Source organism: Propioniciclava soli (assembly GCF_038502305.1).
Classification (GTDB): domain Bacteria; phylum Actinomycetota; class Actinomycetes; order Propionibacteriales; family Propionibacteriaceae; genus Propioniciclava; species Propioniciclava soli.
Map to the genome: position 1 here is coordinate 487,241 of NZ_CP115965.1, position 14,868 is coordinate 502,108.

Sequence of the window (14,868 nt, forward strand, 5' to 3'; positions counted from 1 at the left end):
TGGCAGGATCGACGCATGGAGCAGCCCCTCAGCGACCCGTGGTGGTCCGACGCCGTCGTCTACCAGATCTACCCCCGCTCGTTCTGCGACAGCAACGGCGACGGCGTGGGCGACCTGCAGGGCATCATCAGCAAGCTCGACTACGTGGCCGATCTCGGCGTCGACGTGGTGTGGCTCTCCCCGATCTATGCCTCCCCGCAGGACGACAACGGGTACGACATCGCCGACTATGAGGAGATCGACCCGCTGTTCGGCACCATGGGCGACTTCGAGGAGCTCGTGGCGGGGCTGCACCGGCGCGGCCTCAAGCTGGTGATGGATCTGGTGGTCAACCACACCTCGGACGAGCACGCCTGGTTCCAGAGCTCGCGCGACCCACAGTCGCCGAAGCGCGAGTGGTACCACTGGCGTCCGGCGCGCGAAGGCTTCGAACCGGGCACGCCGGGTGCCGAGCCCACCAACTGGGGGTCGTTCTTCGGCGGGTCGGCATGGGCGTATGACGAGGCGTCCGGTGAGTACTACCTCCACCTGTTCAGCCGCAAGCAGCCGGACCTCAACTGGGAGAACCCCGAGGTGCGCGAGGCCGTGTACGCGATGATGAACCGCTGGGTCGAGCGGGGCGTCGACGGGTTCCGCATGGACGTCATCAACCTCATCAGCAAGACCATGCCGCTCGCGGACGGCCACCAGCGGCCCGGAGAGCCGTACAGCTTCGAGGTGGAGCGGGTGGCGAACGGCCCACGCATGGTGGAGTTTTTGGAGGAGATGAACGCCGCGGTCGGCATCGACGCCCGGCAGCTGTTCACCGTGGGGGAGATGGTCATGTGCACGGCCGAGCAGGCCCGGATCTACACCAGCCGGGCCCATCCGCGGTTGGGCATGGTGTTCACGTTCGAGCACATGAGCCTCGACCAGGGGCCGGGCAGCAAGTTTGAACTGAAGCCGCTGCACCTGCCCGACCTCAAGACGAACCTCGCCCACTGGCAGGAGCAGCTCGGCGAGGAGGGGTGGAACTCGCTGTACTTCGAGAACCACGACCAGCCGCGCGTCGTGAGCCGGTTCGGTGACGACTCACCCGAGCACCGCGTGGCCGCCGCAAAGGCTTGGGCGACCGTGCTGCACCTGCACCGGGGGACGCCCTATGTCTACCAGGGCCAAGAGATCGGCATGACCAACGCCGGCTTCACGCGCATCAAGCAGTACCGCGACATCGAGTCGCTCAACTACTTCGCGGACGCCACCGCCGCCGGTGTGCCGGAGCAGACGGTGTTGGCGGGGCTGGCGTTGAAGAGCCGCGACAATGCGCGGACGCCGATCCCGTGGGGCGCCGGCCCGCAGGGGGGCTTCACGCGCGGGACGCCGTGGCTGCCGCTTAACGCCAACGCCGACACCGTCAACGTGCAGGCCGCGCTCGCCGCGTCCGACGGGGTGCGGGCCCACTACCAGCGGCTGATCGCGCTGCGGCACGAGCTCGAGGTGATCCAGAAGGGGCGCTTCGACCTGCTGCTGCCCGAAGACCCGAAGTTGTGGGTCTTCACGCGGACGCTGACCAGCGAGCAGGTGCTGGTGGTCGCCAACATGAGCGCGCACCTGGCCAGCGTGCCGGTGCAGCAGCTGCCCGACCTGCGTGACGCGGAGCTGCTGCTCGGGGGCAGCGGTGCCGACATCCAGACGCTGGAGCCGTGGGAGGCGCGGGTCTACTTGGTGCGCGGCTGAGCGGGGCCCTCGCCCGGGGTGTACACCGAGGCGGCGGTGGCACCGCTGCCGGAGCCATCGACGACGGTGGCTCCCGCGCCGGTGGTGCGGTTCGCGGCGCGCAACGGGTCGTGACCGGCGACGATGGCGCGGACGTTGGCCTGGCCACGGTTGATCGCGGTGGTGACGGCGTCCACGGACTTCTCGGCCTCGGCGACCGTCTTCTCCGCCCCCTCGAACTTGATCTTGGATTTGCCGATCAGGGCCAGGATGCCGGCGATGACCAGCAGAATCACCGCCATCGTGAGGAAGCCGAGGGTGAACGCCCACACGATGCTGACGAGGCCGGTGTACAGGGCCGTGAAAGCCAGGCCGCCGCAGATGAACAACAGGGTGACCGCCTGGAGGGCGAAGTAACCCGCGGCACCGAACAGGCCGGCCCCGATGCCGAGGCTCTTGGCCTGCGGGATCAACTCGGCCTTGGCGAGCTCGATCTCTCCCTTGACGATGGTCTGGACGTCCGACGTGATGTCGGCGATGACGTCACCGATCTCGGGCTCGGCCATGGCGGTCTCCTCCTGGTGTGGAACGCTGGTGGGCGGCGCAGCGCCCGACGCCATGCTAGCCCGCTCGCGTCCGGCGCGCTCTACAGGCGGATCGCGAGCCCGTCGTCGGGCGGGGTGATCGAGTCGTTCGGCAGGGCGGAGTGGTTGACCTCCGCGCGCCAGCACGCCACCTGGTAGGGCAGCAGCAGCGGCTCGGGGGGGGGGGCGGACGACTCGTACAGCTCCCCGACCTCGCGCATGAGCTGCGCCAGCCGGTCGGCGGGCAGGTCGGGGAACCGGTGGGCGACCATCTGCATGAGGTCGACCCGCGCAATGGGCACCCAGAGCCGGTGGTTGCGCCGCTCGACGGTGGGGAACCACGGCACGTCGGCCAGGGCGGCGACACTGTCGGTGCCGTAGTTGCCGGTCATGGCCTCCGGATCGACGTCCTGGAGCAGCGCGGCCAGCCGGCGGACCCACGGCACCGAGTCGTCACGGATCATCCACGACAGGGCCAACCGGCCCCCCGGGGCCAGCACGCGTGCGAGCTCGGGGAGGACGGCGTCGGCCTGGAGGTGCTGCAGCGACTGGTGGACGAACACGGCGTCGAAGGCGTGCGCGGCGAACGGCAGGCGTTCGGGGCGCGCGACGGTGGGCAGGGCCCCGGGTGCCCGGTGCACCAGGGCCCGCAGGCCGCCGCGGCTGGCGTCGCAGGCGACCAGGGCCGCACCGCTCCCGGCCAGCTGCTCGATCACGGGAGCTCCCGATCGGCCCAGCACGAGCGCCCGCGCCTGCCCGAGGGGACGCGGGACGAGCCACGTGAGGGCGGCGTCCGGGAACGCCGGGAGTCCGGGGCTGGTCATGGGCTCGATGGTAGCGAGCCGCCCGGCCGGGGCCTGTGCATGACCACGCACGGCTGTCCACAGGGCCCGGGCCGGTGACCGGATCGGCCGGTGGCGGCCGAATGTGGGGGTGTGGGAACTTCGAGCGCGCCCGTGGTGCTGGCGACGGCTGAGGCGGCGGTGGTCGACGCGGTCGAGTCGGTGGCGGCGGCGCTCCGGGTGGGTGTCACCGTCGTCACGACGCCGGACGCGGCCCTGGCGGCCTGGGCGGGGGCGCGGGTGGTGTTGGTGGGGCCCGACATCGCCCCGGCGCTGGCGTCGGAAGGGGTGAGACGCCGGCCGCGGGCCTACCTGCTGGGGTTCGATCCGTGGGGCGTCGCGCCGTGGTCGGTGGCGTTGGGGGCAGAGGTCATCGTGCTGCCGCAGGCCGTGGCGTGGCTCACCGACATCCTCGGCGCCGACGACGCCGACGCGTGCCCCGTGGTGGCGGTGGTGGGGGGCAGCGGCGGGGCGGGGGCGTCCACGCTGGCGGCCGGCCTGGCGCTGGCCGCGGCGGAGCGGGGCGTCGCGTCCGCCCTGGTGGACGCCGACCCGGTGGGCGGTGGCCTCGACCTGCTGCTCGGGGCGGAGCGGCTGCCCGGCCACCGGTGGGGCCGCATGGCGGGCGCGCAGGGCGAGGTGGGCGACGTGCGCGGGCTGCTGCCGCGCGTCGAGGGGGTGACGCTGCTCTCGATGGCGCGCGACGCCGGTGAGCTGCCGGGCGCCGGTGCCGTGGCGGCGGTGACGCGCTCGCTCGCGCGGCACCACGGCCTGGTGGTGCTCGACGCGGGCCGGACGCCGTGGCCCGCCGCCCGTGCGCTGGTGCGCAGCGCCTGGCCGACGATGCTCGTGGCCAGCGCCGGCGTCCGGGCCGTCGCGTCGGCACGGGCCGTGGTCACCGCGCTGGAGCTGGACGGGGCCGGAGTCGTGGTGCGCGCCGTGCCCGGGGTGCGGGTGCCGCCCGAGCTGGTCGCCGAGGCCCTCGGCCTGGAGCTGTGGGGTCAGGTGCCCTTCGACCGGGGCGTGGTCGCCGCCGCGGAGGCGGGGGAGCCCCCGTGGCTCGGCCGCTCGCGGTGGGGCCGCGCCGTGGCTGGGCTGCTGGAGACGGTCTTGGCGAGGGCCGGCGATGACGATCGATCTTGACGCCGTCCGGGCCCGGCTCAGCGCCGCGGGGTTGGGGGCCCGACCCGCCGAGGTGGCCGGTGTGCTGGCGGACCTCGGGCACGTGGTCAGTGATGGGGCCTTGCTCGCCACCGTGGACGCGTTGCGCCGCGAGAGCACCGGAGCCGGTCCGCTGGACGAGCTGCTCCGGCTGCCCGGCATCACCGACGTGCTGGTCAACGGCCCGCACGAGGTGTGGATCGACCGGGGCCGCGGCCTCGAGCGCAGCGCCGCCGCGTTCACCGACGACGCCTCCGTGCGGCGGCTCGCGGTGCGGCTGGCGGCGCTCGTTGGGCGCCGGCTCGACGACTCCTCGCCGTTCGTGGACGCCCGCCTGCCCGATGGCACGCGGGTGCACGCGGTGCTCGCCTGCGTCGCGGGGCAGACCTGCCTGTCGCTGCGGGTGCCGGCCCGTACCGCACTGACCTTGGCGGACTGGGAGGCCGGCGGCGGCCTGACGGCACAGGGGCGTGCGGTGCTGACCGGGCTGGTGCGGCAGCGCCGCGCTGTGCTGGTGACCGGTGGTACCGGTTCGGGGAAGACGACGTTGCTCGCCTCCCTGCTCGGGGTGGTGGACGCCGGTGAGCGCCTGGTCATCGTCGAGGACTCCCGCGAGTTGTGCCCCGACCACCCCCACGCCGTGCGGCTGGAGGCCCGCTCGGCCAACGCCGAGGGCGCCGGACGGGTGGGGCTCACCGACCTGGTGCGCAACGCCCTGCGGATGCGTCCCGATCGGATCGTGGTGGGCGAGGTGCGCGGCGCCGAACTCGCGGATCTGCTGGCGGCCCTCAACACCGGCCACGAGGGCGGGCTCGGCACGGTGCACGCCAATGCACCCGCCTCGGTGCCCGCCCGGTTGGAGGCGCTCGGCGCGCTGGGTGGGCTGGGCCGGCATGCGCTGCACGCCCAGGTCGCCGCCGCCCTGGACGCCGTCGTGCACGTCCGACGCGCCGGGGACGGTCGCCGCTTCGTCAGCACGATCGGTGTCGTTCGGGCCGGGTCGGACGGCCTCGTGCGGGTCGAGTCGGCCCTGACCTGGGACGACGCCGGCGTGGCCCGGGCGGGGCCCGCGGCGGCCGACCTGACCGTGCTGGCGGGGGCGTAGCGCCGTGGGCCTGGTGGTGGTGGCCGCGGGCGCCGCGGCGCTGGCCGCGTGGTGGTGGACACCCAACGGACGGGCACTGCGGGCCGGCGCCACCGTCCCCGGGGTGCGCGGTGGACGCGGCCGCACGCAGGTCGGACGCGGCGGCCGGCGGGCGCGGAGGCTGTTCGTCGGTGCCGTGGCGGTGGTGGGACTGGTGCTGGGCGTGGGTCTGGGGGTGGGGTGGGCTGGCGGGGGAGCCCTTGTCACCGTGGCGCTGGTGGGTGCCCTCCTGACCGGCACCGGGGCGCGGCTGACCAACCGACGCCGCGAGCGCCTGCGCCGAGTCGCTGCGCGGCGCGGTGTGGCCGCCGCGGCCGAGAGCGTCGCCGCGCTGATGCGCGCCGGCCGGATGCCGACGCAGGCGCTGACGCAGGCGGCGTCCGACTGCCCGGTGCTGCGAGAAGCAGCTGCCGAGCTGGCATCCGGCGGGGAGGTGGCCGACGCCCTACGACGCTCGGCGCTGGCGCCCGGGCAGGAGGGACTGCGCCAGCTCGCCGACGCCTGGCAGGTCGCGGTGCGCACGGGAGCGGGGTTGACCGAGGCGTGGCAGGCGGTGGCGGAGAACCTGGAGGCCGAGGAGGAGGTGGCGCGGTCGGTGCTGACCGAGATGGCCGCCGCCCGCGCCGCGGGCCGCGTGATGGGGGTGTTGCCCGTGGCCGGCGTCGGGTTGGCGTACCTGTGGGGTGGGGACCCGGCCGCCTTCTGGCTGGGCAGTGTGGGAGGTGCCGCCACCGCCGTGACCGGCGTGGCCCTCGGCTGCCTCGGGGTGGTGTGGACCGACGTGGTGGTCGAACGGGCGGGGGGACGATGACGGTGCTGGTGGGTGTCGCGACGCTGGCGTGGGGGCTGGCCGTGTGGCTGCTGATCCCACCGGCCGGGGCAGCACGGCTCCGCGCGGCGCCGCGGGCACCGGACGCCGGGCGCTCCCGGTGGGATGTGTGGGCGGCCGAGGTGCGCGCCCGCCTGCCCGAGAGCAGGGCGGAGCGACGCCGCCGCGAGGCGCTGATGGCCTCGGTGCCAGTGGTGTGCGGCCTCCTGGCCGTGTGTGTGGAGGCGGGGGCGCCGGCCCGCTCGGCCGTGGCGGTGGTGGCCGCAACCGTCGCGGAGCCGGTCGCCACCGAGTTGCACGGGGTGGGCCAGCGCATCGCGCTCGGCATCGATGAGCCGGCCGCCTGGGCGGCGCTGGCTGCTGTGCCCGGCTACCGCGCCGTGGCCCGGGACCTGGCCCAGGCCGTCGCGCGCGGCACGGGCGTGGCCGAGCTCTTGCGCCGCCACGCGCGAGAGGCGCGGCGTGACGCGGTGGGGGCCGCCCAGGCCCGGGCGCGGACGGCCGGGGTGTACAGCGTGATTCCGTTGATGCTCTGCTTCCTGCCCGCCTTCCTGTTGCTCGGGGTGGTTCCCGTGCTGGCGGCGATCCTCGGCTCGGCGCTCGGGTGAGGCCGATCCGCCCGGGTGGTCCGGGGTGCGGCTGGCCGCCATTGGATCCGCAGGCGTCGGTTCATCCACAGGCGTCGACCATCCCGCAGCGCCGTCCACAGGCGGATGAGGGCGGTGACGGTTTGGGGCGGCGGCGGCCGAATGTGGAGGGTGTGCCGCGCGGGGCGGTGCGAGGAGAAGGAGGAAACAACCATGGACGACCACAACAACTCCGGCGTCAGCACGCTCGCCGGCGGCACGGTGCTGGCTGACACGGTGCTGGCTGACGCGGTGGTGCACGAGACGGTGCTGCCCGAGACGGTGCTGCACGAGATGGTCTTGGCCGACGCGGGCGTCGTCAGTCAGGGCACGGACGGCTGCGCCCGCGACGAGCGGGGGCTCACCACGGTGGAGTACGCCGTCGGGCTGGTCCTGGTCATCACGATCGTCGGGCTGCTCATCACCGCCGCGAACCAGGGCTGGTTCATGGATCTGGTGAAGGTGCTCGTGCGTGCGATCTTCGCCGCGGTGACCGGTGTCGTGACGGGGTGAGGCCGGCGCGGGGCCGGCGTGGCGCCGGCCCCGCACTCGCCGCTTGACGCAACAAAGGAGGAGACGTGCACGACGTGACGACAGGGGCCGGTGGGCCACGGCGGGGAGGGTGCCGCCGCGGCCAGCGGGGCATGGTGACCGTGGAGGTGGCGTTGGCCAGCATCGGCCTGGCCGTTCTCGTCGGGGGCGGCTTCACCGTGGCCCACGCGGGGTTCCGGATGGTCGAGTGCCAGGTGGCCGCCAATGAGATCGCCCGGCAACAGGCCCGGGGGGACGCGGCGGCGGTGCGGCGCGCCACGGCGGACGCCCCGGAGGGGGCGTCGGTGGCGGTCCGCACGGTTGACGGGCGCGCCGAGGTCGAGGTCGGCTGGCGCGCCGCGTGGGGCCCGGTCGTCTGGCCGGTCGCAGCCCGGGCCGCGGTGATCGAGGAGCCCGGCCCGTGACCGGCCCGGGCGCGCGCGACGAGCGCGGGGCCGGCACGCTGCTGGTGGCCCTGGCCGGGGCGGCCCTGTGCCTGGTGCTGGCGGCGGCCGTGCTTGCGGCCGCGTTCGCCTACGCCCGGAGCCGGGTGGAGGGTGCCGCGGATCTGGCGGCGCTGGCCGGGGGGCGCTCCCAGGCGATGGGCCGGGAGGCGTGCCCCGCGGCGGAGGAGTCCGCGCGCGCGAACGGCGCGCGGATCACCGGCTGCACCGTGACGGGGGATGAGGTCGAGTTCGTCGTCGAGGTCAGCACCGCACTGCCGGTGGCCTGGGGGCCGTGGGATGCGCAGGTGCAGGGGCGTGCCTGGGCCGGCGTGGTGACGGGCGCCCCGGAATGAGCGCGGCCACCACCAGGGCGGCGGCGTCCTTGTCGAGCGGGTTGTTGCCGTTGCCGCACTTCGGGCTCACGACGCAGGCCGGGCAGCCGGTCTCGCAGCCGCAGGTGAGCAGGCGATCCAGCGTGGCGGTCCACCAGCGTTCGGCGGCGTCGAAGCCGGCGTCCGCGATGCCGGAGCCGCCCGGGAGGCCGTCGTGGACGAACACTGTGGTCAGGCCCGTGTCGGGGTGGAGGACGGTCGAGAGACCGCCGATGTCCCAGCGGTCACAGGGCACGAGCGCCGGCAGCAGGCCGATCGCGGTGTGTTCGGCGCCGTGCACCGCCCCGGGCAGCGCGGCGTCGGCGAACGGCAGGCGGGCGACCACGTCGGCGGGCAGCGTCCACCACGTGGCGCGCGTGGTCATCCGCCGAGGCGGGAACTCGAGCGGGTTCGAGTCCCACACCTTCCCGGTCTCGGCGTCGCGGCGCAGGTATCCGGTGACCTGCCCGGCGAGCTCGACGGTGCCGACGTGAACCGTCCCGAGGCCGAGCGGACGCGTCCGGTCGGTGGTGAGGATCCGCACGTCGGAGACGGACTGGGCCTGCGTGAAGTACTCCGGCCGCGCGGCCCGCACCAGCGCGACCCGGTCGTGTTCGTCGAGTTCGTCGACGACCCACGTCTCACCCTGGTGCACGTAGACGGCCTCGGGGTGCACCGTGCGGTCGGCGGCCGCCGGGTCGACCTGCCCGATGACGCGGCCGGTCGCGCGGTCCACCACCTCGACCGCCTTGCCGTGCATGGCGCGCAGGTCGATCGAGTCGACGGCCCGCTGGGCGTGCGTCCAGAACCATCCCGCCGGACGCCGGCGCAGCACCCCCTGCCGGGTGAGGGCGTCGGCCAGCTCGACGGTCCGGGGGCCGAACCAGGCGGCGTCCGCACCGGTCAGCGGGATCTCCTGGGCTGCCGCCGCCAGGTGGGGGCCGAGCACGAACGGGTTCTCGACGGGCACGATGGCGCGCTCCACCGGGGCGTCGAAGATCAGCTCGGGGTGGTCGACCAGATAGGCGTCGAGCGGGTCGTCGCGGGCGGCCAGCACGGCGAGCGCCTCGCGCCCGGAGCGTCCTGCCCGGCCCACCTGTTGCCAGAACGCGGCGAGCGTGCCGGGGAACCCGGCGGTCACCACCGCATCCATGCCGGCGATGTCGACCCCCAGCTCGAGGGCGTTGGTCGAGGCCACGCCACGCAGCCGACCCTCGGTGAGGGCCGCCTCGATGGAGCGACGGTCCGACGGCAGGTAGCCAGAGCGGTAGGACGCGATCGCCTCGGGCATGGGGCTGAGTTCCCGGGCGCGGATGGCGACCAGCTCGGCCTGGAGCCGCGAGGTGGTGAACGCGAGCGTCTGACCCTCCTGGCTCAGCTGTGTGAGCAGGGACGCTGCGGTCTCGGTGAGGTTTCTGTCGGGCCGCAGCAACACGATGTCGCGTGCCGGACGCGGCGAGCCGTCGGCCACCACGGGCACGACGTCGGGGTCACCGATGAGGGCGGCAGCGGTTGCTTCGGGCTCGGTCATGGTGGCCGAGGCCAGCACGAACACGGGGTCGGCGCCGTAGTGGTGGGAGAGGCGGCGCAGCCGCCGCAACACGGCGGCGAGGTGGGCGCCGAACAACCCGCGATAGCGGTGCGCCTCGTCCACGACCACGTAGCGCAACCCGCCCAACAGCCGGGCGTGACGGCCGTGGTTGGGCAGCACCGAGCGGTGCAGCATGTCGGGGTTGGTGAGGACGAGATCGGCGAAGTCGCGCGCGAAGCGGCGCTCGTCGTCGTCGGAGTCACCGTCCAGGGTCCCGGGTTTCCAGCCGCTCGGCCCGAGGAGGCGGCTGGCGCGGAGCTGGTCGTGCGCGAGGGCCTTGGTGGGGGCGAGGTAGAGCGCCGTGGCACGGCCGGTGAGGCGCAACCCGCCGGCGCGGGCCAGCGGCGGGCGTCCACCGGCCCCGGAGAGCGTGGCGGCCAGGATCGGCAGGAGGTAGGCCAACGACTTGCCCGAGGCGGTGGGCGTCGCGACGGCGACGTGGTGGCCGGCGAAGGCGGCCTCGGCGGCCTCGGCCTGATGGGTCCACGGACGGTCGATCCCCAGCTCGGCGCACGTCTCGACGACGCGCGGGTCGACCCAGGTGGGCCACGGGGCCGTGGCGCCTGCCGTGGCGGGGAGGCGGCGGGTGTGGGCGACGCGTGGGTCGGCGCTGAGCCAGGCCGGGATGCTCATGCCGTCGGCCCCTCGGTGGTGTGGGTCAGGCGGCCGGCGCACACGGTGGCGACCACGCCCACCGTGGGGCCGGGAGCCGAGTCGAGGACGGCCAGGTCGCCGGGCGCGCCCGGCGTGAGGCGGACGCCGTCCACCGATGCGGCCAGCGCCTCGCGCCACGACACGCACTGCTCGGGGTGCCAAGGCCCACGGGCGTCGTCACTGCGGCGCACCGCGGCGGCCATCGCCGCCCAGGGGTCGGGGCGTGCCACGGGGGCGTCCGAACCGAAGGCCAGGCGCGCCCCGGCGTCCAGCAAAGAACGGAAGGGGTACATCCGGCCGGTGCGTCCCGGCCAGACGGCCTCGGCGGCGTCCCGGTCGTCGGGGAGGTGCAAGGGCTGCACGCTGGCGGTGACCCCGAGCGCAGCGAACCGGTCGATGTCATCGGTGCAGAGCAGCTGCGCGTGTTCGACCGAACCCTGGGCGCCGGTCGCCGCGAAGGCGTCGAGCGCCGCGCGGTTGGCGCGATCCCCGATCGCGTGGACCGCCGCGCCGAGACCGGCGGCGTGGGCCCGACCCAGCAGGCGGGCCAACTCGTCCTCACCGACGTTGGCCGCGCCCGCCCAACCCTCTCCCGGCACCGCGTCCAGGGGGCTCGGGGCGTACGGGTCGCAGCACCATGCCGTCCGGGTTCCCATCGACCCGTCCGAGATCACCTTGAGTGGGCCCATCGTGACCAGGCCGGAGTCGTCCAATCGGTCACCGGTCCGCCACCCTGCTGCAATGACGTCGTCGAGGGCGTCGGGGTACACCGCGGCGCGGACGCGCACCGCGTCCCAACCGACCGCCGTGCGGGCGGGCCAGGCGCGCCACGCCGCGCCCAGCTCGAAGTCAACGATGCCGGTGACGCCGCGTGCGGCCAGGCGCCGGGCCGCGTTGCGCCAGTCGGAGGCTGTGGGATCGGCCCCGGGCAGCTCACCGATCCGGGGGAACACGTCGAACCACTCCTGCTCGGCCAGCACGCCCCGGCGGTGGCCGAGCCCGAGCGCGGACAGGGCAGCCGAGTTCAGCCAGCCGCTGTGCACGTCACCCGCGATGAGCACCACCGGGGTGCGCCCGCTGGCGGCGTCCAGGTCGGCCACCTGGGGGCGGGAGGGCCAGATGGCCAGGCGGTGCCCGAACCCGATCAGCGCGGGGACTGGATCGGCGTGTGCGAGGTGGCTTTGTTGGTCGACGCGGCGTGTCACTGCCTGCGCGACGCGCGCGCAGGCGTCCGCCGCCGACGCGGTTCCCGCCATCGGCAGCCAAGTGGTCGAGCGCACCCACTGCTCGGCGTGCACGTGGGCATCCCACAACCCCGGCACCACCCACCGACCCGCCGCGGCCCAAGTGGGCTCGCCCGCCGCGGCCAGACCGGGGCCCACCTCGGCGACCACCCCACCGCGGATGCGCACGTCGACGACCCCACCCGGGGGATCATCGGGGTCCAGTGGCACGGGGCGCACGTCGCGCACCAACAGGTCTCCCGTCACTGCGCCCTCCTTCCCCTCGCCTGCGGATCCGTCACCGGGGGGCGTGCCGTGACAGGCTGGAGCCATGGATCCTGCCGCGGACGCCGCCGCCCTCGCCCGCCACCTGACGGATGCTGGCTACACCCTAGATGCCGTCACCGACAGAATCGGCGAGGCGGCGACGGCGGCCTTGGCGCGCAACACGACCCTGGCCACGCGCGACGCCCTGGGCGACGCGAGCGACCCCCAGGCCGCGCTCGTGCGGGCGTTCCTGATGCAGGACGCCGTGCCCGCCGCCGCGTTGCGGGGCGCGCTCGGCAACCTCGACCGGTGGGCGGGGCAGGGTCTGCTCACGGTGGAGGGGGACAGCGCGCGCGCCACGGTCGAGATCCGCCCGTACGCCTCCGCCGGGTCAGCCGGGCAGACCGTCGCTCCGGGTGGGGGCAGCGGGCCGGGCGGCGCCGTGGACGGGTGGGTGGTGCACGACCAGATCCCCACCCTGGATGGCCGGATCGCCCCCAGCCGCCCCGACTTCGTGCTCGGTCTGTCGCCGGCGTCCACGGCCCTGGCCCAGATGACGGCGCGGCGTCCGGTGGGGCGGGCGCTCGATCTCGGCACGGGCTGCGGGGTGCAGTCGCTGCACCTGGCGGGGCACGCCGGGCGGGTCACGGCCACCGACCTCAACCCGAGGGCGCTGCGGCTGGCCCGGTGGACGGCTGGCTTGAACGGTGTCGACCTCGATCTGCGGGAGGGGTCGCTCTACGAGCCGGTCGCCGAGGAGACGTTCGACCTCATCGTCACCAACCCCCCGTTCGTGCTCGCCCCGCCCACCGACAAGCGGCTCGTCTATCGCGAGGGCAGTGAGCGAGGGGACGACCTGATGCGTCGGGTGGTGACCGAGGGCGGGCACCGGCTGGCCGCCGGCGGCATGCTGCAGGTGCTGGGCAACTGGGCGATCACCGACGACCAGGACTGGGCCGAGCGCCTCCGCGCCTGGGTCGAGCCGACCGGTTGCGACGCCTTGGTGTTGGAGCGCGAGCGGCTCGACCCGTACGCCTACATCGAGGTGTGGCTCGCCGACGCCGGGCTCGTCGGCACCGACGCGTACGGCCCGCGCTACGCGGCTTGGCTGGCCTACTTCCGCGCGCCCGGGATCGCCGAGATCGGGATGGGGTGGATCGTCCTGCACCGGCCGGTCGAGCCAGGGCGGGCACCGGACGTCCGCTGCGAGTCCTGGCCCCACGCCGTGCACCAGCCGGTGGGCGAGGCGTTCGAGCGGTATCCGGACGCCCTCGCGCTGGCCCGGTTGCCGGACGCGGCCCTGGCCGCCACGCGCCTGCGCCTGGATCCGCGCGTGGACGCCGAGACGCTCGGCCGGCCCGGCGCCGCCGACCCCGAGCACCTGGTGTTCCGGCAACGGTTCGGCCTCGCCCGCGCGGTCGAGGCCGACACGGCGCTGGCCGCGGTGGTGGGGGCCTGCGACGGCGACCTACCGCTGGGGGCGCTCACCGCGGCCGTGGCCCAGCTGCTCGCGGTGGACGCCGACGCGCTCGCCGCCGAGGTGCTGCCGCGGGTGCGCGACCTGGTGCGCGAGGGCTACCTGCTCGCCGCGCCGCCGGCGTCCGACGCGCTCAGTTGACGGGGCTGCTGCCCAGGGTGACGGTCTCGGTGTTGCGCACGCCGGACGCGTCCAGCCACGTGACGCTGACCCGGTCGCCGGGCTCGAGCGCGTCGAGCACCTCGGAGAGTTCGGCCTGGCTCGCGACGGTGGTGCCGTCGAGGGCGGTGATCCGGTCGCCCGCGGCGATCCCGACGACCTCGGCCGGGCCGTCGGCCACCACACCGGCCACGGTCAGGCCGCCCGCGCCCACGGAGATGCCCAGGTAGGCCCGGGCGCCGATCTGCACCGTGCCGGTCTCGGCGCCGTCGCGGATCTGCTCGATCACGGCCAGGGCGTCCTCGATCGGGACGGCATAGGCGGTGGTGGTGACGGTGGCGCCGGTCACGGCGCCCCGCCGCCCGCGCCCCCCGGGACCCCCGGGCCCGGCCGTGACGGTCTGGCCGCCCGCGGTGGTCATGCCGGCCACCTCGCCCTCGGCGTCGAACATGGGCCCGCCCGAGTCGCCGGGCTGGGCGCCGGCGTTGGTCTGGATGACCCCCGACAGGTCCTCGGTGCCCTCGTTGCCCGAGACGGTGACCGACTGCTCCAGGGCCGTGACCTGCCCGGACGCGGCCACGAGCTCTCCGCCGCCGTTGGCGTTGCCAACCGCCGTGAGGGCGTCCCCGACGGCCAGGGTGTCGTCGTCGAGCGTGACCGTCGCGAGCCCGGAGGCGCCCTCGAGTTGCAGCAGCGCGACGTCGGCCGTGGCATCGTGCCCGAGCACCGTGGCCGCGTAGGTGTCACCGGTGCTGGCGATGGTGACCTCGACGTCCGTGGTGCCCTGGACGACGTGATAGTTGGTGAGCACCTGGCCGTCGGACGTCAGCACCATGCCGGTGCCGGCACCCTCCCCGCTGGTGGTCGTCACCGTGATGAGCGCGACGCCGCGCGCCAGGTCGTCGTCCACCGTGCCGGTGAGCGAAGCGGTGGCGCCCGCACCGGTGCTGCCGCTGGCCGGGGTGGGGGCCGGGGCCGGATCGGTGGTGACGGAGGGGGTGGGGGTGAGCGTCGGGGTGGTGGCGGGGCGGGGGCTCACCGGGGCTGGGGTCGTGATGGCGACGGGTGTGGCAGAGGTGGCCGTCTCGGCCGCGGCGGGCGCGAGATGGGGGGCGATGGCGGGCACACCGAGGGCGAGCGCGGCGGCTCCGGCGATGGCGGCGATGGTGGTGCGTGGGTTCGACATGGCGGGGCTCCTCGGCGCAAAGTTCGATGTGCCCTCAGTCGACCGCTGGCACCTGTGCCTCACCTGTGCACCGCGTCCGAAG

Annotated in this window: 14 protein-coding genes; 9 read left to right on the top strand and 5 right to left on the bottom strand. The window is 74.8% G+C overall.

Annotated elements, in window-relative coordinates; translation table 11 throughout:
* The first annotated feature begins 15 nt into the window (after window positions 1-15).
* The gene (locus tag PCC79_RS02090) at window positions 16-1,716 is read left to right on the top strand and encodes an alpha-glucosidase (RefSeq protein ID WP_342372868.1); all 1,701 of its coding nucleotides are present in this window, start codon (window positions 16-18) and stop codon (window positions 1,714-1,716) included.
* Here PCC79_RS02090 and PCC79_RS02095 read toward each other — a convergent pair.
* The gene (locus PCC79_RS02095; protein ID WP_232549098.1) at window positions 1,698-2,261 is read right to left on the bottom strand and encodes a phage holin family protein; all 564 of its coding nucleotides are present in this window, start codon (window positions 2,259-2,261) and stop codon (window positions 1,698-1,700) included. The two genes, PCC79_RS02090 and PCC79_RS02095, sit on opposite strands and share 19 nt — an antisense overlap.
* Before the next feature lie 80 nt (window positions 2,262-2,341).
* Window positions 2,342-3,103: a class I SAM-dependent methyltransferase gene (locus tag PCC79_RS02100; RefSeq protein WP_342372869.1), complete on the bottom strand. Its 762-nt coding sequence runs from the start codon at window positions 3,101-3,103 to the stop codon at window positions 2,342-2,344.
* Between the two features lie 111 nt (window positions 3,104-3,214).
* Between PCC79_RS02100 and ssd the strand changes: the two genes are divergently transcribed.
* The 7 genes from ssd to PCC79_RS02135 all read left to right on the top strand — a co-directional run bounded on the left by ssd (window position 3,215) and on the right by PCC79_RS02135 (window position 8,211).
* Window positions 3,215-4,264 (top strand): septum site-determining protein Ssd, encoded by a 1,050-nt coding sequence (ssd, locus tag PCC79_RS02105; protein ID WP_232549100.1) that lies wholly within the window; start codon window positions 3,215-3,217, stop codon window positions 4,262-4,264.
* Window positions 4,248-5,387, top strand: coding sequence for a TadA family conjugal transfer-associated ATPase (locus PCC79_RS02110; protein WP_232549101.1), 1,140 nt, complete (start codon window positions 4,248-4,250; stop codon window positions 5,385-5,387). Before ssd ends, PCC79_RS02110 begins: the two co-directional genes overlap by 17 nt.
* A 4-nt stretch (window positions 5,388-5,391) precedes the next feature.
* Complete coding sequence (locus PCC79_RS02115; protein WP_232549102.1) at window positions 5,392-6,237, top strand: type II secretion system F family protein; 846 nt, start codon at window positions 5,392-5,394, stop codon at window positions 6,235-6,237.
* Window positions 6,234-6,863, top strand: a complete 630-nt coding sequence (locus PCC79_RS02120; RefSeq protein ID WP_232549103.1) for a type II secretion system F family protein — start codon at window positions 6,234-6,236, stop codon at window positions 6,861-6,863. The genes PCC79_RS02115 and PCC79_RS02120 overlap by 4 nt, the downstream gene beginning before the upstream one ends.
* Before the next feature lie 192 nt (window positions 6,864-7,055).
* On the top strand, window positions 7,056-7,394 hold the full coding sequence (locus tag PCC79_RS02125) for a hypothetical protein (RefSeq protein WP_232549104.1): 339 nt from the start codon (window positions 7,056-7,058) through the stop codon (window positions 7,392-7,394).
* 65 nt (window positions 7,395-7,459) lie between these two features.
* Window positions 7,460-7,837 (top strand): hypothetical protein, encoded by a 378-nt coding sequence (locus PCC79_RS02130; RefSeq protein WP_232549105.1) that lies wholly within the window; start codon window positions 7,460-7,462, stop codon window positions 7,835-7,837.
* Window positions 7,834-8,211 carry an Rv3654c family TadE-like protein gene (locus tag PCC79_RS02135; protein WP_232549106.1) on the top strand — a complete coding sequence of 126 codons (378 nt, stop codon included), beginning with the start codon at window positions 7,834-7,836 and terminating at the stop codon, window positions 8,209-8,211. Before PCC79_RS02130 ends, PCC79_RS02135 begins: the two co-directional genes overlap by 4 nt.
* Here the strand turns inward: PCC79_RS02135 and PCC79_RS02140 are convergent.
* Together PCC79_RS02140 and PCC79_RS02145 are read right to left on the bottom strand one after the other, a co-directional pair.
* Complete coding sequence (locus tag PCC79_RS02140; RefSeq protein ID WP_342372870.1) at window positions 8,120-10,453, bottom strand: DEAD/DEAH box helicase; 2,334 nt, start codon at window positions 10,451-10,453, stop codon at window positions 8,120-8,122. The two genes, PCC79_RS02135 and PCC79_RS02140, sit on opposite strands and share 92 nt — an antisense overlap.
* Window positions 10,450-11,964: an amidohydrolase gene (locus PCC79_RS02145; RefSeq protein WP_232549108.1), complete on the bottom strand. Its 1,515-nt coding sequence runs from the start codon at window positions 11,962-11,964 to the stop codon at window positions 10,450-10,452. Before PCC79_RS02145 ends, PCC79_RS02140 begins: the two co-directional genes overlap by 4 nt.
* A 64-nt stretch (window positions 11,965-12,028) precedes the next feature.
* On the opposite strand from PCC79_RS02145, the gene PCC79_RS02150 reads away from it, so the two are divergent.
* Complete coding sequence (locus PCC79_RS02150) at window positions 12,029-13,582, top strand: DUF7059 domain-containing protein (protein ID WP_342372871.1); 1,554 nt, start codon at window positions 12,029-12,031, stop codon at window positions 13,580-13,582.
* Here the strand turns inward: PCC79_RS02150 and PCC79_RS02155 are convergent.
* Complete coding sequence (locus PCC79_RS02155) at window positions 13,575-14,786, bottom strand: S1C family serine protease (protein WP_342372872.1); 1,212 nt, start codon at window positions 14,784-14,786, stop codon at window positions 13,575-13,577. The two genes, PCC79_RS02150 and PCC79_RS02155, sit on opposite strands and share 8 nt — an antisense overlap.
* Window positions 14,787-14,868 lie beyond the last annotated feature (82 nt).